The 18,966-nt window shown below is 40.5% G+C and carries 24 protein-coding genes; 10 read left to right on the top strand and 14 right to left on the bottom strand.

Features of this window, described 5'->3' with window-relative positions; all coding sequences use genetic code 11:
* Positions 1-5: 5 nt before the first annotated feature.
* The 3 genes from MSG93_RS05850 to MSG93_RS05840 are packed head-to-tail and all read right to left on the bottom strand — an operon-like array spanning position 6 to position 2,136.
* Positions 6-284: a DUF1634 domain-containing protein gene (locus MSG93_RS05850; RefSeq protein ID WP_324620924.1), complete on the bottom strand. Its 279-nt coding sequence runs from the start codon at positions 282-284 to the stop codon at positions 6-8.
* Entirely contained in the window at positions 281-1,840 is a 1,560-nt protein-coding gene (locus tag MSG93_RS05845; RefSeq protein ID WP_324620923.1) for a PepSY-associated TM helix domain-containing protein, read from the bottom strand. The genes MSG93_RS05850 and MSG93_RS05845 overlap by 4 nt, the downstream gene beginning before the upstream one ends.
* A gap of 2 nt (positions 1,841-1,842) precedes the next feature.
* Positions 1,843-2,136, bottom strand: coding sequence for a hypothetical protein (locus MSG93_RS05840; RefSeq protein WP_199948160.1), 294 nt, complete (start codon positions 2,134-2,136; stop codon positions 1,843-1,845).
* A gap of 248 nt (positions 2,137-2,384) precedes the next feature.
* Between MSG93_RS05840 and lpxB the strand changes: the two genes are divergently transcribed.
* Positions 2,385-3,563, top strand: coding sequence for a lipid-A-disaccharide synthase (lpxB, locus tag MSG93_RS05835; protein ID WP_262764576.1), 1,179 nt, complete (start codon positions 2,385-2,387; stop codon positions 3,561-3,563).
* Positions 3,564-3,604: 41 nt separating this feature from the next.
* On the opposite strand, the gene MSG93_RS05830 is transcribed toward lpxB, so the two are convergent.
* Positions 3,605-4,474 (bottom strand): DUF2797 domain-containing protein, encoded by an 870-nt coding sequence (locus tag MSG93_RS05830; RefSeq protein WP_005230343.1) that lies wholly within the window; start codon positions 4,472-4,474, stop codon positions 3,605-3,607.
* Positions 4,475-4,512: 38 nt separating this feature from the next.
* On the opposite strand from MSG93_RS05830, the gene MSG93_RS05825 reads away from it, so the two are divergent.
* Positions 4,513-4,974: a DUF6231 family protein gene (locus MSG93_RS05825; RefSeq protein WP_005230344.1), complete on the top strand. Its 462-nt coding sequence runs from the start codon at positions 4,513-4,515 to the stop codon at positions 4,972-4,974.
* Between the two features lie 137 nt (positions 4,975-5,111).
* Positions 5,112-5,732, top strand: a complete 621-nt coding sequence (locus MSG93_RS05820) for a YidB family protein (RefSeq protein WP_005285721.1) — start codon at positions 5,112-5,114, stop codon at positions 5,730-5,732.
* A 91-nt stretch (positions 5,733-5,823) separates the two neighbouring features.
* Here the strand turns inward: MSG93_RS05820 and MSG93_RS05815 are convergent, their stop codons facing one another.
* From MSG93_RS05815 to speB, 3 genes are read right to left on the bottom strand one after another with little or no spacing between them, the layout of a single operon-like run.
* Positions 5,824-7,329: a purine-cytosine permease family protein gene (locus MSG93_RS05815; RefSeq protein ID WP_324620922.1), complete on the bottom strand. Its 1,506-nt coding sequence runs from the start codon at positions 7,327-7,329 to the stop codon at positions 5,824-5,826.
* 52 nt (positions 7,330-7,381) lie between these two features.
* Positions 7,382-8,698: an MFS transporter gene (locus MSG93_RS05810; protein WP_324620921.1), complete on the bottom strand. Its 1,317-nt coding sequence runs from the start codon at positions 8,696-8,698 to the stop codon at positions 7,382-7,384.
* A gap of 54 nt (positions 8,699-8,752) precedes the next feature.
* Positions 8,753-9,715: an agmatinase gene (gene speB, locus MSG93_RS05805; protein WP_324620920.1), complete on the bottom strand. Its 963-nt coding sequence runs from the start codon at positions 9,713-9,715 to the stop codon at positions 8,753-8,755.
* A gap of 135 nt (positions 9,716-9,850) precedes the next feature.
* On the opposite strand from speB, the gene MSG93_RS05800 reads away from it, so the two are divergent.
* Positions 9,851-10,768: a LysR family transcriptional regulator gene (locus MSG93_RS05800; protein ID WP_420714298.1), complete on the top strand. Its 918-nt coding sequence runs from the start codon at positions 9,851-9,853 to the stop codon at positions 10,766-10,768.
* 53 nt (positions 10,769-10,821) lie between these two features.
* Here the strand turns inward: MSG93_RS05800 and MSG93_RS05795 are convergent, their stop codons facing one another.
* The 4 genes from MSG93_RS05795 to MSG93_RS05780 all read right to left on the bottom strand — a co-directional run bounded on the left by MSG93_RS05795 (position 10,822) and on the right by MSG93_RS05780 (position 14,031).
* Positions 10,822-11,913 carry a porin gene (locus MSG93_RS05795; protein ID WP_324620919.1) on the bottom strand — a complete coding sequence of 364 codons (1,092 nt, stop codon included), beginning with the start codon at positions 11,911-11,913 and terminating at the stop codon, positions 10,822-10,824.
* Positions 11,914-12,166: 253 nt separating this feature from the next.
* A complete protein-coding gene (locus MSG93_RS05790; protein ID WP_005230351.1) occupies positions 12,167-12,580 on the bottom strand; it encodes an HIT family protein in 414 nt (137 codons plus the stop codon).
* A gap of 95 nt (positions 12,581-12,675) precedes the next feature.
* On the bottom strand, positions 12,676-12,945 hold the full coding sequence (locus tag MSG93_RS05785; protein WP_005230352.1) for a YARHG domain-containing protein: 270 nt from the start codon (positions 12,943-12,945) through the stop codon (positions 12,676-12,678).
* A gap of 708 nt (positions 12,946-13,653) precedes the next feature.
* On the bottom strand, positions 13,654-14,031 hold the full coding sequence (locus tag MSG93_RS05780) for a hypothetical protein (RefSeq protein WP_324620918.1): 378 nt from the start codon (positions 14,029-14,031) through the stop codon (positions 13,654-13,656).
* Positions 14,032-14,433: 402 nt separating this feature from the next.
* Between MSG93_RS05780 and MSG93_RS05775 the strand changes: the two genes are divergently transcribed.
* From MSG93_RS05775 to MSG93_RS05755, 5 genes are all read left to right on the top strand, one after another.
* Positions 14,434-14,694, top strand: a complete 261-nt coding sequence (locus tag MSG93_RS05775) for a hypothetical protein (protein WP_324620917.1) — start codon at positions 14,434-14,436, stop codon at positions 14,692-14,694.
* 388 nt (positions 14,695-15,082) lie between these two features.
* A complete protein-coding gene (locus MSG93_RS05770) occupies positions 15,083-15,277 on the top strand; it encodes a hypothetical protein (RefSeq protein WP_324620916.1) in 195 nt (64 codons plus the stop codon).
* 69 nt (positions 15,278-15,346) lie between these two features.
* On the top strand, positions 15,347-15,586 hold the full coding sequence (locus tag MSG93_RS05765; protein WP_324620915.1) for a hypothetical protein: 240 nt from the start codon (positions 15,347-15,349) through the stop codon (positions 15,584-15,586).
* A gap of 344 nt (positions 15,587-15,930) precedes the next feature.
* Positions 15,931-16,131: a hypothetical protein gene (locus MSG93_RS05760; RefSeq protein WP_005230359.1), complete on the top strand. Its 201-nt coding sequence runs from the start codon at positions 15,931-15,933 to the stop codon at positions 16,129-16,131.
* A gap of 137 nt (positions 16,132-16,268) precedes the next feature.
* On the top strand, positions 16,269-16,862 hold the full coding sequence (locus MSG93_RS05755) for a lysozyme (protein ID WP_324620914.1): 594 nt from the start codon (positions 16,269-16,271) through the stop codon (positions 16,860-16,862).
* A 41-nt stretch (positions 16,863-16,903) separates the two neighbouring features.
* Here MSG93_RS05755 and MSG93_RS05750 read toward each other — a convergent pair whose 3' ends face one another.
* From MSG93_RS05750 to MSG93_RS05740, 3 genes are all read right to left on the bottom strand, one after another.
* Complete coding sequence (locus MSG93_RS05750) at positions 16,904-17,338, bottom strand: N-acetyltransferase (RefSeq protein WP_324620913.1); 435 nt, start codon at positions 17,336-17,338, stop codon at positions 16,904-16,906.
* A 110-nt stretch (positions 17,339-17,448) separates the two neighbouring features.
* Positions 17,449-17,766 (bottom strand): DMT family transporter, encoded by a 318-nt coding sequence (locus MSG93_RS05745; protein WP_005285740.1) that lies wholly within the window; start codon positions 17,764-17,766, stop codon positions 17,449-17,451.
* 193 nt (positions 17,767-17,959) lie between these two features.
* Positions 17,960-18,403, bottom strand: coding sequence for a BLUF domain-containing protein (locus MSG93_RS05740; protein ID WP_005285742.1), 444 nt, complete (start codon positions 18,401-18,403; stop codon positions 17,960-17,962).
* A gap of 256 nt (positions 18,404-18,659) precedes the next feature.
* Between MSG93_RS05740 and MSG93_RS05735 the strand changes: the two genes are divergently transcribed.
* Positions 18,660-18,872 (top strand): hypothetical protein, encoded by a 213-nt coding sequence (locus MSG93_RS05735; protein ID WP_032883155.1) that lies wholly within the window; start codon positions 18,660-18,662, stop codon positions 18,870-18,872.
* Positions 18,873-18,966 lie beyond the last annotated feature (94 nt).

Raw genomic sequence — 18,966 nt, 5'->3', positions numbered from 1 at the left:
CAAGATTATTTGAATTTTTTAGCCGGCTTAAGCTCATTAACCCACAACACCAATAAAAAAGTGACGGGGGTCGCGAAGATCCACCAACTGATAAATCCAATGGAACTGCCATAGGTGAGGCAGAGTAAACTACCTGCAATCAAAAAGCAGGCATAAGCTAAGACTCTCAACTGGGTTTTATAGCGAATGAAAACCTGTTGTTTGGCTTTAGTGATTTGCTTAGCGCTACATTTATACAGCAATAACATCCCGATCAGGGTCAATACAAGGCTCAACAGAATCATGCGTTGACCTCTTGTTGTTTCGCTAACTTAGTTTTGATTTTCTGGGCAGATTTGGCTTGAATCGGCTGAATATTTCTAAAAATAAACATGGCAAATAGGGCACAGACCAGTAGGAATAAATCAATCCGTAGAAATAGCCAGTAACTTGGCCAATCCGTAATGAGCTGGTGATTGATTAGATAAATCAGGTTATAGATCGGTAGAAGCAAGGCCACTAATCCAAAGATGAAAATCTGTGATTTCCATAAATATTGCTTTTGGGTGAATAAGGCGATGATAAAGCTTAATCCCCATACGCTAAAAAACGTATAAATTTCATAATTGGGTGAGGTGTCGCTCACCTGTACAAAGCGATTGGCAAATAGATAGCCCAGCATTGCGGTTGGAAGACCGACAAAAGCTGCAATATTTAAGCGGTCCACCAGATAGTAGCCCAAATGGAATTGATCAGATTTATTTTGAATCTGACGTTTTAAGCTCCATAACAATAGGCCAGACGCAATCATCAAACAACCTAAAATGCCTGAACAGAAGAAAGCAAAGCGTAATAACGGTTGTGCAAACGTCGCCATATGCAGCCCATAAACACCCGCATTTAAGGTTGCAACCGCACTTTCATTTCGGGTATTGGCCAATATCTTACCCTGTCCATCAAAGGTAATTTGTGCCTGATTCAAGGTAATCGAACGATCTTCCAATTGTTTAAAGGTAATGATGGCCTGGTCTGTATTAGGATTTTTGACCTCAATGGATGCTAAGGCTTGATCTCCCCATTGTTGTTTAACTTGTTCTAATACAGTGCCAATCGGCAACATCTCCGCCTTTTGCGGTTCAGCTTGATGAGGCGTGCTTTTTTCCGTGGTTCGAATCTCGGTAAAGTATTGAAAAGGATTGTCTGGATAAAGTTTCTGCATGCCCCACGGCAGATACAGATAAAAGAAAATCGCCAATCCGGTAAAGGTAATGGTCAGGAAAAAGGGCAGTGCCAGTACCGAACACACATTATGAAAGTCCAGCCAGGAACGCTGCGATTTAAAGGTTCTGAGGGTAAAGAAATCGGTAAAGATCTTTTTATGGGTAATGATGCCAGAGACCAAAGCGATCAGCATAATAAAGGCAGCAAGACAGGCAATCAGCCGTCCAACCATGATAGGAACGCCATACAGTTGAAAATGGAAGTTATAAAAGAAATCCCCGCCTTGGGTAGCCGACAATTTTAACTCTTGCCCTGTATTGGCATCCAGACTACGGCTTTCATAAGCCCCACTGGCTTGTTGCCAATACATTTTATTGACCGGTTCTTCATGATTGGCCACCTTGAGATACCATGATTTGGCATCCCCCGCATGCGTTTGCAGATAATTGGCCGCTGTAGTGATAGCGGTATCCTGATTGACTTGAACCTGCGCCAGTTGCGGTTGCATCCACAAATTAATCTGGTGACGATAGTACGAACTTGCTCCCATTAAAAAAATAGCAAACAAAAGCCAGCCAAAAATCAGACCCGTCCACGCATGTAACCATGCCATTGATTGGCGAACACCTTTATTTTGCATTTTTAATTTAAACCCACAGATAAGCCAAACATTGCGCCGGTCAACACCAGACTGGTCAAGCTGAGTTTCCACAGCGAATGTGCGCAAAAACTCAGAATGATAAAGCCCAGATAAAACAGAATCGAAATAAATGCGGCTAGATAGATTGCTTCTGCCTTGTCTAATATATGGCTAAATAATGAACCGAGTCCGAGGCTTAAATACATCATGCACAGATAACCCACTACAAAGCTCAGTACAAAGCGATAAAAAATGCTCAGTCGGTAGACAAGCGAAACAGATGCAGATTTAGCCATAACGGGTCTTGAAGCAAAAGGAGAGAGAAATAAATCACATATGGAAATGATTCTTGTTTATATTAAGTCTTCGTTCCATCTCAATCAATTCTTCATTCATCGTAAATCTAGATTGTGTTTTTAATAATAAATGTCATCTTAGATCGGAATTGATTTTCACCAATCATGAACAATTTGCATGGTTTGGGGTGATTCGATGTAAAATCATTCTGTTAGAATCATTTAAACATTTCTGTGGGGCGTGGGTCTTGTTAAAGCAAAAACTAAAAATTGGTATCGTGGTGGGGGAAGTTTCTGGAGATACTCTAGGCGTGAAACTCATGCGCAGTTTTCGCGAACAAGGCATCGATGTCGAATTTGAAGGGATTGGCGGTCCACAAATGATTGCGGAAGGTTTCCATAGCTATTATCCCATGGAAATCCTGTCGGTCATGGGAATTGTGGAAGTTCTCAAAGACCTGAAAAAATTATTTGCTGTGCGTGATGGTCTGGTCGAACGCTGGAGCGAGCATCCGGTTGATATATTTATTGGTATTGATGCGCCAGATTTTAATTTACGTTTGTCCAAAACCATTAAAGAAAAGAATTTACCGATAAAAACTGTGCAATATGTCAGTCCATCGGTATGGGCATGGCGGCAAGGCCGTGTACATGGCATTAAACGCAGTATTGATCTGGTCCTTTGTTTATTTCCATTTGAAAAAACCTTTTATGAAAATTATGAGGTTGCCGCTGCATTCGTCGGGCATCCTTTGGCGAAACAATTACCGTTAAAAAATCCAATTGCAGAAGCCAAACATCAACTGGGATTATCGGCACATATTACTCACATTGCGTTATTACCGGGTAGCCGCCGTGGTGAAATTGAACGATTACTGCCGCTATTGACGGGTGCTGCAGAAATCCTGCATCGCAAGCATCCTGAGCTCGAGTTTTTAATTCCTGCAATTAATGATGCGCGCAAGCATCAGATTGAACAGGGCATTCAAAATCTGGATGCGAGCCTGAAAGCTAAAATTCATGTGCTGGAAAATAGCGACGCAGAATCCAAGATTGGCCGTATGGTCATGAATGCCAGTGATATCGTGGCATTGGCTTCTGGTACGGCAACACTTGAAGCAATGCTATTGCATCGTCCAATGGTGACTTTTTATAAGTTGAACTGGCTGACCTATATCATTGCCAAATTGCTGGTCAAGATTCCCTATTATTCTTTGCCCAATATTATTGCCGGCAAAAAAGTGATTGAGGAGCTGATTCAGGCCGACGCAACACCTCAGCATTTAGCCACTGAAATTGAACGTCTTATGGATCATGAAACGGCGCATATTCAGATGATGCAACATTTAAGCATGCATAAGCAGTTGATCTCGGGGAATACCGAGGATCCGGTACAGGCAATTTTGAACTGTTTAAAAACTGGATAAACAAAAAAGGTGGCAATTAAGCCACCTTTTTATGATTCGGATTATGCGCGAAGAATGAGCTCATAGCCTGTGTACTTACGGATATTGATCACCCCAATATCCATTAATAAATACTGGCCTTTAATGCCTTGCAACACACCACGAATTTTAGGCGTTTTATCCAGATTCAGCGATTTAATCTTTTCAGGATAAGCTTCGACTGGATAAATAAATTCCTGCTGTTTTTCGTTCTCCAAAAACTCCAGATTTTCATTGAACTCAAGATTCTGGTTAAACTCCTCACGAATACTTTGAATCTTAGGTGCAAACTCTTCCAGAATCTGATCACGTTTTTCAATCAGGTTTAAGGGTTCAGCTTCACCTTTAAGGAGTTTACGCCAGTCGGTTTTATCTGCAATCTGGGTACCAAACAAGGTTTCCAGATGCCCTGACAGACGGCGCGACCCGACTTTTAAAATCGGTAGCGCCTGAGTTGCACCTTGATCCAGCCAGCGGGTCGGCATATTCACGATACGGGTGATGCCGATTTTCAAGGCGCTGGAGTTGGCTAAATAGACAATATGCGGCTGGAAGCAAACGCTATGGGCAAACTCATCTTCACGGCAGGTGCCCAAGTGATAATGGCAGGTTTCTGGCTTCATAATGCACAGGTCGCATTCGGCCTTGGTTTTAAAACATTTAAAACAATGTCCTTGTGAATAAGACTTCGGTGTTTTTGAGCCGCACGAGGTACAAAAGATATTCCCGGTCCATTCGATCTCGATTTCCTGTCCTAACACAAATGGCAGGTCAGTTTCTGTACGATCTAATATAAATTTATATTCAACATTTGCCTTGCTTGTTGATTGATCAGTTACACTATGCGTTTTGAGCGCTGCATGCATTTTATGACAAATGCCTTGTAGTTCCATGAATAAACTCTCATCTTTCTCAATCAAGGGTTGCAGTTATGGCTGAACAAAATGTCATCACTTCTATGCTAGACGATTTATCTCAAGAACAGCCCATTCATACTGCACTTTGTATCGGTCAGCAGATTGACCAAAATGCTTCAATTCAATGGCATTATTTTAACGTAACTGACTTTTTAAGTCTGCCATTTACGCAACGTTATGATTTAGGTTTTGTATTATTTGATACAGAAGAAATGCAAAATCTGACTGAAACGCAAAAAGCACAGCTGTTGGTGAAGTTACGTGACCTGATGGCAAAGCGAATCGTGGTGGTGAGCAAGCGTGAAGATGAAAAGCTGTTACGTTCGCTCGGGTTTACCCAGTTGATTGATAAGACGACGCATGACAGTGACTTTGCACTGTGGCAGTTTAATATTTTGACTTATAAGCATGTGCCGGACTGGTTCAATTCCAAATTCTGGGCCAATCCGGAAAACTGGGATAAATTCCGCTGGTAAATGCTTCATGCTGCGCTTTTAATCAGATCATTATTTCAGGGCAAAGCCTTGCAAAATTTAACAATTTATCTTTGTGCTGTATTTTCAAAGCAGCGTATGCTTTTGGGATAAATAATTCCAAAAGGAACGTTTAGGTTATGACAGATTTAACCAATATTGTTGAAATTTTAGCGAAGCAAGCTTTAGGCGGTGGTCAGCAACAGTCAGGTCAGGCTGGTGGTTTAGGTGGGATTTTAGGTTCGGTACTGGGTCAACTGGGTGGACAACAGCAGAATACGCAAAATCAGCAAGGTGGCTTAGGCGGTATTTTAGGTTCGGTGCTGGGTCAATTGGGCGGTGCCTCAGGTTCAACCCAAAGCAATGCAACCGGTGGCGGTAGTACAGCGCAAACTTTATTGATTGCCGTGTTACCTCTGGTTTTAGCCTGGATTCAAAAACAAGGTGGCTTACAAGGTGCCTTGGATAAGCTGAAAAATGCCGGTTTAAGTAATCAGGTACAAAGCTGGGTCGATCCACAACAGCAAAATGCCGAAGATGTTCCTGCGCAGAATATTCAAAGCTTATTTGATGATCAGGATGTTGAGCAGGTTGCTCAGCAAACCCAAGCGCCTAAACAGGCGATTTACGGTGCGATCGCTTCGGTTCTACCACAAGTGATTGATTCATTGACGCCTCAGGGCAGCAATACCAATCCTCAAGAAGCCAATCAGGATATTCAGCAAGTGCTGAATCTGGTCAGTGGTTTTTTAAAGAAATAATTTTTCCTTCAAAAAAAGCCTGCTTGATCTAAGCAGGCTTTTTTGTGGCGCAATGTTGATGAGTTCAGCTTCTATATCCACTGAAAATGGCTTAGTTTGAAATAAATGATGAATGACATTGTTGCTTTGAGCTTTCAGTCGTGAATGTGGGGCCATACACCGAGCTTGGTTCAGGGAACAGTTTGAGCAGTAAAGTATAAAGGAGTGCTGCGAGTACAATACTAATGGGTAGACTGAGATCCAGACCGTTAAATAAATGCCCCCAGATCCCGATAAACTGATCCGGTAAATGCACAAAGCATAAGCCAATCAGGGCACTTGGAATCCATGCAATGATGCCACGCCAGTTCCAGCCATGATGAAACCAATAGGCACCGCCTTTTATACCAGTTGCAAATACATGTAAATCATCATTTTTATAATACCCTCGACGCGATATAAATCCGATAATCATAATGATGATCCATGGACTGGTACACACCACAATCAGGGTGGCAAAAGTCATGACGCTTTGAGTCAGATTCGCTGCAAAACGGCCTATAAAAATAAACAGGATCGAGAGCAAGCCCACACAGATGGTCGCTTTAACACGGCTGAGGGTTTTTGGAAAAATACTCGACATATCCAAACCTGTACCATAGAGCGCCGTGGTGCCTGTAGATAAACCGCCAATCAGCGCAATCAGACATAAGGGGATAAAATACCAGGCCGGTGCAATCTGAATCAGCCCGCCAATGTAATTATTCTGCTGCATAAACATCGGTGCATGAGTTGCGACAATGGTGGCTGTCATAAGACCAAATAAAAAGGGAATAAGGGTTGCAAGCTGAGAAGCAAAAACTGCGACCATGATTTTGTGTGAAGATGTATCTTTCGGGATATAACGGGACCAGCCACCCAAAAAAGTTCCAAAGGAAATGGGATTGCTGAATGCAATCAATGACGCCCCAATAAAGGCAGCCCAAAATCCAGCTTGTCCCAATTGGATTTTTCCTGCATAGGCTGAATCGAATTGTTGAGAAAAAGCAAAAATACCTAAAAAGAACAATAGGCTTGAGGCAATCACCGCAATTCGGTTTACCAGTAGCATAAAACGGAAACCATAGATACAGATCACCAGTACCAGTAAGGCAAAGCCGCTATATACCAGTGCGTAAAGCCAGTTGCTTTGAGAAGAATGATCGAATAAGCGTTGCGTGGCCCCAATCAGCGCGTCACCGGAGCTCCAGACCGACAGTGAAAAAAATGCAATCGCGGTAAGTAAGGACAGGAAAGAACCGACAATTCTGCCGTGAACACCAAAATGCGCAGCTGAGGCTACGGCATTATTGGTTCCGGTACGCGCACCAAAAATTCCCATGGGTGCTAAGATACATGCACCAAATACAACGCCACATAAAATTGCCAATAAACCTGCCTGAAATGAAAGACCCAGCATAATCGGAAAACTTCCTAATACACAGGTCGAGAAGGTATTGGCACCGCCAAAACTCAGGCGGAACAGATCGAATGGTGTCGCCGTACGGGCATATGCGGGTATTTCTTCGATACCAAAACTTTCAATGTGTGTGATTGATTTAGAATTCTGTTTGTTCATATTGTTTTTCCTGCTTTATCTAAGGAACTTCCCTGGTCCTAAAATTTATAATTTAGGCGGCATCTCTTGAAACCTGCTGTTCCTGAGTCGCTAAAGAGCTATGCATTTGCTTCTTCCTGAGATGTGTAATGCCACAAATACCAATCAGAGAAAGCAAGGATAAAAAACTAAATAAAAGCGCCAAGGGTAACCATTCACCTGCATAACGTTGTGCAAGCAACGTTCCAATTAAGGGTGTAGTGCCACTTGTGATCGCTGCAATCATTTGATAGGAAATGGAAATACCGGAATAGCGTACTTGTGCAGGAAAAGCTTCAGCCATAAAACCTGCCACAACGGAATAGAGGGAAGACAGCGCAATCACGGCCAGGGTAATGCCTAAAACGATCAAATAAATATTTTTAGTGCTGACCAGCATGAACATGGGATAAGGAACGGCGATACATAAAATGGCCGCCCAGAATAAAAAACGATGCGAACCAATTTTGCTGGCATACCATGCAGCCACTGGCATCGCAATAAATTCAAATACAGTTACCCAAAATAAGGCATCCAGAATGGTTGGGCGACTGATGCCTACATATTGGGTGACATAGGTCATCATAAAGGTATTGGTAAAAAAGAAACCCGCGGTGCCGATCGTGATTGAGAGCCCTGCAAAAAGTACCTGAGGCCAGTAATGTTTGAGTAACTCTTTAATAGGGAACTTTACAATTTCCTGTTTTTCCTGAATTTGTTTAAATTCTGGTGACTCTTCAACACCTAAACGTATTGCAAGGCCGATCAACATAAAGACGAAACTGAGCAGGAAGGGAATACGCCAGCCCCAAGTGAATAAGTCCTGTTCATCTAATGAAGTAATGGCCCGAAAAACTAGCAGACAAAGGATCAGGCCCGCTGGACTACCCATTTGAGCAAAAGAAGCAAAAAAGGTTTTCTTGTGTGCAGGTGCATGCTCACTGGCCATTAATACTGCGCCGCCCCATTCACCACCTACGGAAAGTCCTTGTAAAAAGCGCAGTACAATTAACAGTACCGGTGCCCATATTCCAATATGGTGATAACTCGGAATCAAGCCGATTCCTGTAGTGGCCAAACCCATTAACAGCATGGTAAATAGCAGCATCTTTTTACGGCCCACTTTGTCGCCCAAATGTCCGAAAATGACCGCGGCCACAGGTCGGGCAATAAACCCAACCGCAAAAGTGGCAAATGCAGCCAGCGTACCGGTTACCGGGTCAGTTTCAGGAAAAAACACCAGACCCAGAACCAGTGCGGCGGCAGTGGCATAAACATAAAAGTCATAAAATTCGATGGTTGTACCCACGAAAGCTGCAGCAGCAGCCCGTTTTGATTGATCTATTTTCATCCTCTAAAATCCTTGAGTCTGTCTTTATCTGATTCCTATCTTTTGCGAATACAATTACTTATGTGTAGTAACTCCGGGTAGAACACATAACATTTCATACAGGAGATTGGCACCTAATAGAGAGGTATTGCCCGTCGTGTCATAAGGTGGAGAGACTTCAACCAGATCACATCCCACCAGATTTAAACCTTGGCAACCGCGGACAATTTCCATGGCCTGAATGGTGGTCAAGCCGCCAATTTCTGGTGTGCCTGTACCAGGTGCCCATGCAGGATCAATTCCGTCAATATCAAAGGAGAGATAGACCGGCCCGCCATCGACTTGCTGTCTGACTTCTTCCATCAACGGTGCAAGTGATTTGTGCCAGCATTCTTCGGCCTGTACCACGCGAAAACCTTGACGTCGGCTCCAGTTAAAATCATCTGCACTATAGCCTTGAGCCCGTAAGCCAATCTGGACAACGCGCTGGCAATCGAGTAAGCCTTCTTCGGCTGCACGGCGGAAGGTGGTGCCATGCGCGACTTTTTCGCCAAACATTTCATCATTGACATCGGCATGCGCATCAATATGAACGAGGCCAACAGGGCCATGCTTTTTATAGATAGATCTAAGAATGGGTAAGGTCAGGGTATGATCGCCGCCAAGTGTCAGGGGGATAATCGGATGTGCCAGAATACGATCATAATGTGCTTCAATAATGCGTACGGCTTCAGCCAAATTAAAGGTATTAATCGGAACGTCCCCAAGATCGGCGACATTCAACGACTCGAAAGGCGCAGCACCAGTTGCCATGTTATAAGGACGAATCATCACGGACTCAGCACGGATTTGACGTGGGCCAAAACGGGTACCGGACCGTAATGAGGTACCAATATCTAAAGGGATTCCGATAAAAGCTGCATCAAGGTCTGCAAGTTCTGCTTCATTGTCTACCACGGGCAGACGGAGCATGGAGGCAATCCCCCCGAAACGAGGCATTTCATTTCCACCAAGCGGTTGATTTAACGTCTTGTTCATGTATTTCTCCTTTTTCTTATTTATTCACCACCCGCAAACCGGGTTAAATCCTATTTTTAAAAAACTTAGTTCAGATTTTTCTAAACTAATCTGATCATGGATGTTTTAAAATAAGGCGAGGAAATAAGGAAAAATATGATGGAAGACGTGGCCTATTCTGATATTAAATTAATTCGGATTTTTGTCAGTGTGGTAAGGAATAAAGGCTTTGCCAATGCCCAGCAGGAGTTAAATCTTTCCACCTCTGCGATTAGTACCTATATGACTCAACTCGAACAAGTCGTAGGTTTTAAGTTATGTGAACGGGGACGTGGCGGCTTTTCATTAACAGAAAAAGGACAGATGTTTTTACAGGAGGCTAAGCGTATCCTGCATGAACTGGAGAACTTTTCCCGACACACGGCCCAGATTAAGGGAGAGTTAACCGGGACGCTACGAATCGGCATGTTGGATTGTATGGTAACCGATCAGAATATTCCTCTGGATCAGATGATTAGCCAGTTTTCAAAGCAATATCCGCAGATCTATATCAAAATCCAGGTGCAGTCGCCGTATGAATTGCAAATGGGGATTCTGGAAAACCGTTTTGACGTTGCGATTGGTTCATTCTTTATGAAAATGAATGGGGTCATGTATCAGCCTCTGCATCAAGAACAACAATGGTTATTTTGCAGTGATCAACATCCCATGTTCGCACAACAGAACCTGACTGCGGACGTTATCCGGCAGGGCAAAATGGTCAGTCGGGGATACTGGAGTCATACCGAATTGGCAAAACAGGGATTTAAGCATTCATTTGCGACAGTTGACTCCATGGAGGCTCAACTTATTTTAATTTTATCTGGACAATATATTGGTTATTTACCGGAACATTTTGCCCAGCACTGGGTGGAACAAAAACGTTTAAAAGTTTTACTACCCGCAAAGTTTGGTTATAACGCACCATTCTCGCTTATTTTTAGACGCGGTAGAACACAGGAGCAAGTGATTCAGAATTTTCGTAAAGTGGTAAAAAACTTTTTTAATGATCAGCCGGTCCGGTCCAAAAAATAAAAGGGCAGATCCATTGATTGCCCTTTTATTTTTATTGAAGAACTAACTTCAGATTAGAAGTTATATTCCATACCTAAACCGATGGTTGTTTTCTTATCATCTTTTACTAACCAATCACGTTTTTGTTGACCTACCACACCGTAGAAACGTGTTTGTTTGTTGATTTGATAGTCAGCACCTACACCATAAAGATCTTGTTTACGATCATCACGGCCATTAACTTCAGTTGTAGAAGAAATATATTCTGCTTTTAACTTCACCGGTGTTGAAGGGATGGTATAGGCTGCTGTTACACCATAGGCATCTTCTTGTAAGCCCTTGTATGAAACAGCTGGTGAGCCTACCATCACTGTATCATCTGTTGGTTGAGCTGTTTGCCATAATGCACCAAACACAAGACCTTCAACGCCAGCTGGTGTCAGGTCGACAGAACCTGTAACACGGATTGCATCAGAATAAACACTGTTGTCGCCGCTTAAGTCACTATAAGCATTGTATTTAGAAGCAACACCAAAGTTACCTGCAACTGCTGCTGCTAGACCCCAGTCTTTATTTTCATAAGTTAAAGAGGTTGACACACCATCGCCAAATCCATCACGGCTGCCTTTTTGGCCCTTAACATCGTTCTTAACAGCTGATGATTCTTCACCTTGCTGGAACATGATGTTAAATCCTAAACCACCCAGCAGTTTTTTATCTGTTTCAAAACCAATCACGTTCTTTAAACGATCTTCACCCACAAGAACTTTGGTCATATCCAATTCATTGTGATCGTTAAAAATATCCTGATTATTGCCGGCAGCAGTTTTGAAGTATGAGTCAAACTGACCTACTTTTAAGGTACCGATCCCATCAGATTTAAGACCTATAAAACGGTTACGGTTGCTGAACACATCACCGTCACCATCTGCACTTACTTGCCATTCAATCAAGTACACTGCAGAAAGTTTATCAGTCAGTTTTTCTTCACCTTTTACACCAATACGAGAAGCGTTTGAGTTTACTTTAGTTACGCTTTCGTCTTTAAAGCCATTTTTATCAATTTGATCCAAAGTCACATTGAGCTTACCATACAATGTTGGTGCTGCTTGCGCTGCGTTCATGGCTAAAGTTGCTACAGTAGCAGCAAGAAGCAATTTTTTCATTGATATTTCTCCAAAACACTTTTTTGTAAATGGCCGATGCCTTAGTTACTGTTATAAGCTTGCTTGTGTACATAAAGTTACACAGCTCACTGACTTGTATGCAGTATCGGTAAACTTTGTGACAGAGAAGTGAAAGAAAAATGACAGTTTGATGACGATTCATATTTGGTAATAATTATATTTCTTATTTATTTTTAAAGAGTTAGAAAATAAAAAAACGGAGTAATAACTCCGCTTTTGACTAAACTGACATTTAAAGCTCAGCTTTGATCTTTTCAGCAAATGCCTTGATTTTTTCCTGATCACCCATTTGTGCCGCATGGCGACCCAGCTCATGCACAGAACTTGGAATCAGGTGAAAGTGAACATGGGGCACGGTTTGACCCGCTGCAGCGCCAGACAGTTGCATCAGTACAATACCTTCAACATTCAGGGCTTTTTCAATCGCTCGTGCAACTTTTTGTACAACTTGAATGGTATAAGCCGCTGCTTCTGCAGGCAAGTCGAGTAGGGTAACTGCAGGAGTTTTTGGAATAACTAAAGCATGACCATCAGCTTGAGGCATGATATCCATGAATGCGAGTACCTGATCATCTTCATAGATTTTGATTGCAGGTAATTCACCACGCAAGATACGTGCGAAAATATTTTGGTCATCGTATGCCATGATTCATCCTTAAATAGGGAGTAGGTGCTTTAATATTGAAAATGCAGACTCTTGTTTAGAGTAAAGCGGAGTGCTTACACTCCGCGCAAACTTGCTTATTTACAGTTCAGTTCTTTTTGACGCGCTTTGATGTCATCTAGACGTTGCTGCTCTTTATCAGAGAATTTTGGCTTAGTGGTATGGCAGTTCTCGTTACCATATTTCGCTTTTGCATCAGCATCTTTAAAACAGAATCCTTTAGATGCATAGATGAGGTTATAGTCATCTTGTAACTTTTTACATTCTTGTTCTGGGGTTGCAGCGTGTACACTAACACCAGTAAGGGTAATTAGGCCTGCAAAAACTGCAACTGTTAACTTATTCATGAGGTGTTCCTCTAATCAAAAAGGTATAAACCAATGCTGTATGAGAATAGATTCATATGGCTCTTGGTCGCTACGTATATACCAATATAAGGTTTCTTAATAAAATTTCAATAAAACTCTATTATTTGAGTGTAATTTTACTCCACAATTTATCCTTATATTGATAAAAATCCTTTAATATCAATGGTTTTTATAAAATACCATATAAAATAAACAATTATGAGGATATTAATCGAACACTATTGCGCTTAACTGAGTGCTATATAGCTATTTTTGTTGAACTATTTAGATATTTACCCAGACACTGATGTATTAACAAATCTAATCCTAAATATTCAATGAATTATTTATTCAGATCACGATGAAAGGCTATAAAATCATTCAATCTATAGTCTCCAATCATCTGAAAAAATGATCTATCCGTGGATAAACTATTTGGATGACTTTACTAGGCATGAATTTAAAATATAAATCAACAAAAGAAAATTAATCTTAAAAAATGGCCTGAAAGGTCAATAAAAACTGAATTACCGAACACATTAATATCGAAATGAGAAGTTGCTGAATATTCAATCAAGAGATTATATCCGTTGTTATTTTGAACAGTGCTCATCTGACATGATGATGATACTCCCAAAGGCTGCGAGTACAGCCTTTGAAAGGAAAATGGTTAGGCAAGGAAGAGATACGTTACTGCCTTGATCGGGCTTAAGTCGCATTATATTGCGCATTACGAAAGTTGATACGCTGTTCTTTGCTGTAGCGCATTGTTTGGCTGTCAGCATTGCGTTTGATGGCACGATGGTAGTTGATAATCCTTTTCAGATTACTCTTGAGCCATTTCATGGCCAGTTCATTTGAGTGAATCGGGCGGGGCTGACTGTCTATAGTATCTTTGACCAGCACCGTATTCCAATCAAAAGGCGCAGCCTGAATACCTCCAAAAAACCCGGTATCAAATTCAGGAGTGTAGTTCAAAGAAACTTTGAGCAGATAAATTTTGGGCCCTAATCGGACATTGTAAAACCCATTTACATCTTTGCCCATATATTGGGCGAAAGGGGTTGTATAGAGTTGCTTTTGCATCACATGCTCCACAAAATAAATTTTGAGCGGTGTGAGTTTGAAAAATGATTGCTTAAAGAAAAATAAAGTAGGGAGAGAGGAATATATTTCAGAACTCACCTTATTGATATGGTGATGGGCTGGTCATATTTACAGCACTTTGTAGTGATAGTGCGTCATAACTTGTCGGTTAGATTTTATCCAGTTGATAGTAAAATTGTCGGGCTAAAACATTGAATTTGGAGTTACACATGGTCTAGGTCAATAGAAAGAAATTAAATTTTATCTAATTGAAATAAAAACAAAAACATTTCATATTTTGGGATTAAACAAATCTTATATGTCTATTTTTAGGCTATAATGATGCTATGCTCATTAAAATTAGTACGCTATTAAACATTCAATTTCATCAAGAAATTAAAAATGCTGACATATATTAAAAATAACCTTCCTGTTTTTATACTGCTAGTCATTGTTGTTGCTGGGTTGGGTTCTCCTTTTTTCACCGGAAGATGGATTCTGGCTCCCAGATTAGTGGAAGTGGATAGCGAGTGCTATGGTGTAGATGTTCCGCAAACGATTGAGTATTCTAAAGTACTTCATTTTTGTTCATGTATTCATACCATTGCCATTGAAGATAAAGCAGAAAAGTATCGATACTGCACTCATTCCATAGAAAAATAATACAATAGCGCTTAGGCAATGAAATAATTGGCTTGATGGTTTATCATAAGCTAAGTATTTATTTAAATTAGAGTTTATCTATGTATATTGTATTTATTATTTTAACGATATTTCTGGTCCTAGGCTGGATAGCGAAGATGACTAGAAAAAAATAAGCTTTGCTAGGAATCGACTAGGCAGTCAAAGTTTATATTGTGTAGCTGGGCTTTAAAGTTGCAGGCTTATTTGCATATTTTTGTTGATATGCGTCACACTTTGCTCTATATTCGCTGTGTTGTTTCATTATAACTAAACAACAATAACCCTCATTCAGCGCAAAAGAATAAAGGGCAAGCCTACTCCTCTGGAGTGGGCTTTTTTATTGATCAAAATAGACTAGAATATGGGGATGAAAAGATCCCGCCTTAAACCGACACCCGTCACCTCAAACTGGACCACCGAACAGGACTGTTTTCTGATTGAAAATAATGGCTTGCCTATGGAGAAATTAATTTTAGATTTACCTTTTTCGGAGGACGAAATTTGGGCACGTAAAGCAGTGCTGGGATTGGTCCGTAGACAGAGACAAATGCAAAGAATCTAAAATAAATAATTAATTTATCAGTATTTTTTTATTGTATATGCTATAACAGCTCTTTATCAGGGGATGGATATGGCAATTATCACATTAAGAGATATCGAGACAAATAATAACCTCCGGGTCAAGTCAGTGATTGATCCAGGGATCAAGTTTGACGCCAGTGGTAAATTTGAAATTATTAATAATATCAAATGGATGTTTGAATATACAGAACTTGAAGTGCCCACAGAATTTCATGATACTTTGAATCACGCCAAACTCGACCAATATGTAGGTTTGCAATATGTGATAATCAAGATTGAAACAAATTAATTACTGTGTTTTTCAACTTCTGCAAGGTGTATTTTTAACCGGGATAACCAAAAAGTCAGCTTGTTTATCAAATTATGCATTCGCTAAATTAGCCGCAAGCTTAGGGCCAAGGAAGTAATTTTATAAATCAGCAAGGCGAATGGTCGATATATACAATTTTCTATCCACCTGTGAATGTAACAAACTTATAGCAAATACAGTAAATCAGGCGCGCAGGCGCCTTTTTTATCGCTTAAACATACATTCTGAAGCATTGGTTACACAAATGATGTGTGTTCACTGTTGAAATCTCCTGATCAATTATTCAAGCATGACAGGGTGAGTATTAATAAAGGGTAGAGGTCATGATTGATGAAAATAAGCCTTTGAATTTTGATGACGATAATGAAGCGCTGGATTTTGAAGATGAAGAATTCATTGATGATAAAAAAGAGGATGAGTTATACAACAGCATTACCAAAGATGGTTCGAGTGTAGATCCGGCAGATGACGGTGAAAAACATATTCGTCCTGAAGATGGTGATCCGATTGAAATTGAGGAATAAACGGGTCCGCTTCGGCGGGTTTTTATTGGGTTATTTACCTCGCTAAGCTGTTGTTCATGTTGGGCGTGAACGGTAATGATAAAATTTTTAGTATTGAGCTGAAGCAAAAGATGGCGTCAAAGCGTGGAAAATGCAGCATGAAAACAATTTTTGATTATTTAAAAAAGATTTTTGATTACAGGTCAGTCCAACATCGTCATCACAATCCAAGTCAGGGTTCCAATATTGCTACAGCAGTGGATGTTGATGCATCAATTGGTGTGGCGGTCGATCTGGATCATTCGGAAAGATCTGTAAGTCAGGTGGGCGTTGATTTAATTACCGGTTTTGAAGACTTGAAATTAGCAGCCTATGATGATGGAACCGGGACATGGACCATTGGTTTTGGTACAACAGTTTATCCTGACGGCATTCGGGTCAAACCTGGTGATCATTGCAATAGAGAACAGGCAAAACTGTTTTTCCAGCATGATTTAAAACGTTTTCAGACTAGTGTAAATAATGCGGTGTTGGTCCCTTTATCTCAAAATCAATTTGATGCATTGGTTTCCCTCAGTTATAACATTGGCCAAAATGCGTTTAAGAACTCTACACTGCTCAAGTGTTTAAATACCGGAGATTATCAAGCCGCAGCAGAGCAGTTTCTCGTCTGGAATAAAGGCGGAGGACAAATTCTTAAGGGACTGGTACGCCGCCGTGAGGTGGAAAGGGCGCTTTTCCTAAAAGGATAAAATCAATTTTAGATCACCGATGTCAAACGTTCATATGGACTCTATGACTTCTCCCAAACCATGATATATTCCTTTGAATCTGTGGCTGTATCTAAGCTTTCATTTAAAATCCTGAACCCGTGGGCTTGATAGAATTTCACACTATTTTTATTGTCTTGATATACATTTAATTGCAGACGGTTTCTTATTTGTTGGGCGTATTGAATCAGTTGTCTGCCTATACCTTTGGCCTGATATTCAGGGGAGACAAAAATTGCGGCGACGGTATGGTCTAGCAATGCAATAAAACCATAAATATTGTGAATATCTTCAGCTAGATAAACTTCGGACATGGGCAGATAGTTGTCTTGCATTCTGGAACTATTACTTTGCCAATAATCTGCAGGAATAAAATGATGCGCCTTAATGGAAGCGGCTAGCCATATTTCTGTTAATACGCCGAAATCATGCGCGCTTGCTTTGCGAATCTTATACAACGTATTGCCTCTGCTAAAAGATATAAAAGGCTTTTTAGCATAACATAGCTTGAAAAATGCAATTTAATGGCATTAAAAAAGCCCTAAAAAAGGGCTTTATCAAATAAGCATTAATTGGTGGTGATTTTCATCAGTACCACACCAAATACGATTGAAGCTGCTGCCAGAAGACGTAACAAGCCCATCGGTTCATTTAAAAAGAATATTCCAATCAGGAATGCACCAACTGCACCAATTCCGACCCAAACGGTATAGGCTGTACCCAAAGGCAAGGTTTTCATTGCCACGGCGAGCAGTCCAAAACTCAGGATCATAAAAACAATGGTAACGATGCTTGGCGTGAGTTTGGTAAATCCTTCGGACATTTTCATGGAATATGCCCAGATGATTTCAAAGATACCCGCCAAAATAAGATAAGCCCAAGCCATTACAGACACCTCTTTAATAATATTTTTAGGTCGTCCTAAAGCTTGAAAAATGAAAAAAGAGGTCGTCCTCTTTGTTTTATATATAAGCACTTCTCAGAAAATGCTGCAAGTAATTTTGAATTAAAAAAGTGTTTCGATCCGTTAAATGGCATTCCTGATCAAGAATGCCATCTTGCTAAAAAAGTAGATTTATTTAAGACACATAGGCTTGTACATCGTACTCGGGTTCGCCGGCCAGAACCGCCACAAATTTCTCTACAGTTTCAGCCGTTAACAGGTAAGGATTAAACTCTTCTAAATGATATTTCATGAAAAAATCAGTAATATTTTGATTAATCGGTGAAAATTTCATAGACCATTGGGAGAAAAATTTATCTTCACATTCAATGTAGTAGAGAATTTCACAATTGACATGACGTTCATCTTTGACAATGCTGTTATAAAACAGGTCATCAATAGCTGTTTTTGCACCTTCCAGACATTGTACGAAATAACCATGACCATAATATAAAACGCCCGTAATATTATGGCGATAATTAAAGTCTACAGCCTCATCAAGGATTTCAATCAAAGTTGTTTTTAAGTTTGAGTCAATATTCTTAATTTTACTCACGTATAAAAGTCTGACAGACTCCATGACTGATATGCTCGTTTGTTAAGGATGAATACCTCTTATATAGAAAAAACAATGATTTGTATATTCTGTTGTGTAATGAACCGCAGTCTTTTGTAAGGATAAATTGACAAGCAAACACAGGTCTGAGCCGTTTTAAATTTCTAATGGGTTTTAAAGTTTCAGTGTCTTAAATGAAGCATTTTATAAAGAGTGGTTATAAGTTGTGCTTGAAATGAGGTGCTAGAAATTGTGATTTTTATAGTAATTGGTGGGATTCATGACAAAATTATGGCTTGCAGGAGTATTGGGACTAGGACTGGCTGGGTGTACCTCAATAGATTATGACGCTAATACCAAACCACCGATTGTGCCTAAAAATGAGGCACATAACACTTCCAAAGTGCCTGAGCACGGAATAATGACAGATCAGGACATACACAATGTACCAGAGCAGGCGGAATATAAGAGCAAGTACAGCATTAGTTTCTAAATCAAGATAGCCCAAAATCAAAACCTAATCTCCTTGAATCATAGGGTTTGAGGAGAGGCTGAGGTGTTCTTTGGATTAGTGGGTTGGTTGTTTT

The sequence above is a fragment of the Acinetobacter sp. IK40 genome, assembly GCF_035615075.1.
Classification (GTDB): domain Bacteria; phylum Pseudomonadota; class Gammaproteobacteria; order Pseudomonadales; family Moraxellaceae; genus Acinetobacter; species Acinetobacter courvalinii.
This window is presented reverse-complemented; position numbering and strand designations above follow the sequence as displayed.

Coding starts and splice junctions, on each gene's coding strand:
- MSG93_RS05840 (WP_199948160.1), bottom strand. CDS start 2,136: ATGGCTAAATCTGCATCTGTTTCGCTTGTCTACCGACTGAGCATTTTT.
- MSG93_RS05795 (WP_324620919.1), bottom strand. CDS start 11,913: ATGAAAAAATTGCTTCTTGCTGCTACTGTAGCAACTTTAGCCATGAAC.
- MSG93_RS05740 (WP_005285742.1), bottom strand. CDS start 18,403: ATGGAGTCTGTCAGACTTTTATACGTGAGTAAAATTAAGAATATTGAC.
- MSG93_RS05810 (WP_324620921.1), bottom strand. CDS start 8,698: ATGAAAATAGATCAATCAAAACGGGCTGCTGCTGCAGCTTTCGTGGGT.
- MSG93_RS05825 (WP_005230344.1), top strand. CDS start 4,513: ATGGCTGAACAAAATGTCATCACTTCTATGCTAGACGATTTATCTCAA.
- MSG93_RS05765 (WP_324620915.1), top strand. CDS start 15,347: ATGGCAATTATCACATTAAGAGATATCGAGACAAATAATAACCTCCGG.
- MSG93_RS05815 (WP_324620922.1), bottom strand. CDS start 7,329: ATGAACAAACAGAATTCTAAATCAATCACACACATTGAAAGTTTTGGT.
- MSG93_RS05775 (WP_324620917.1), top strand. CDS start 14,434: ATGCTGACATATATTAAAAATAACCTTCCTGTTTTTATACTGCTAGTC.
- MSG93_RS05790 (WP_005230351.1), bottom strand. CDS start 12,580: ATGGCATACGATGACCAAAATATTTTCGCACGTATCTTGCGTGGTGAA.
- MSG93_RS05770 (WP_324620916.1), top strand. CDS start 15,083: ATGAAAAGATCCCGCCTTAAACCGACACCCGTCACCTCAAACTGGACC.
- MSG93_RS05800 (WP_420714298.1), top strand. CDS start 9,851: ATGATGGAAGACGTGGCCTATTCTGATATTAAATTAATTCGGATTTTT.
- MSG93_RS05820 (WP_005285721.1), top strand. CDS start 5,112: ATGACAGATTTAACCAATATTGTTGAAATTTTAGCGAAGCAAGCTTTA.
- MSG93_RS05755 (WP_324620914.1), top strand. CDS start 16,269: ATGAAAACAATTTTTGATTATTTAAAAAAGATTTTTGATTACAGGTCA.
- MSG93_RS05735 (WP_032883155.1), top strand. CDS start 18,660: ATGACAAAATTATGGCTTGCAGGAGTATTGGGACTAGGACTGGCTGGG.
- MSG93_RS05850 (WP_324620924.1), bottom strand. CDS start 284: ATGATTCTGTTGAGCCTTGTATTGACCCTGATCGGGATGTTATTGCTG.
- speB (WP_324620920.1), bottom strand. CDS start 9,715: ATGAACAAGACGTTAAATCAACCGCTTGGTGGAAATGAAATGCCTCGT.
- MSG93_RS05845 (WP_324620923.1), bottom strand. CDS start 1,840: ATGCAAAATAAAGGTGTTCGCCAATCAATGGCATGGTTACATGCGTGG.
- MSG93_RS05760 (WP_005230359.1), top strand. CDS start 15,931: ATGATTGATGAAAATAAGCCTTTGAATTTTGATGACGATAATGAAGCG.
- MSG93_RS05785 (WP_005230352.1), bottom strand. CDS start 12,945: ATGAATAAGTTAACAGTTGCAGTTTTTGCAGGCCTAATTACCCTTACT.
- MSG93_RS05830 (WP_005230343.1), bottom strand. CDS start 4,474: ATGGAACTACAAGGCATTTGTCATAAAATGCATGCAGCGCTCAAAACG.
- MSG93_RS05780 (WP_324620918.1), bottom strand. CDS start 14,031: ATGCAAAAGCAACTCTATACAACCCCTTTCGCCCAATATATGGGCAAA.
- MSG93_RS05745 (WP_005285740.1), bottom strand. CDS start 17,766: ATGGCTTGGGCTTATCTTATTTTGGCGGGTATCTTTGAAATCATCTGG.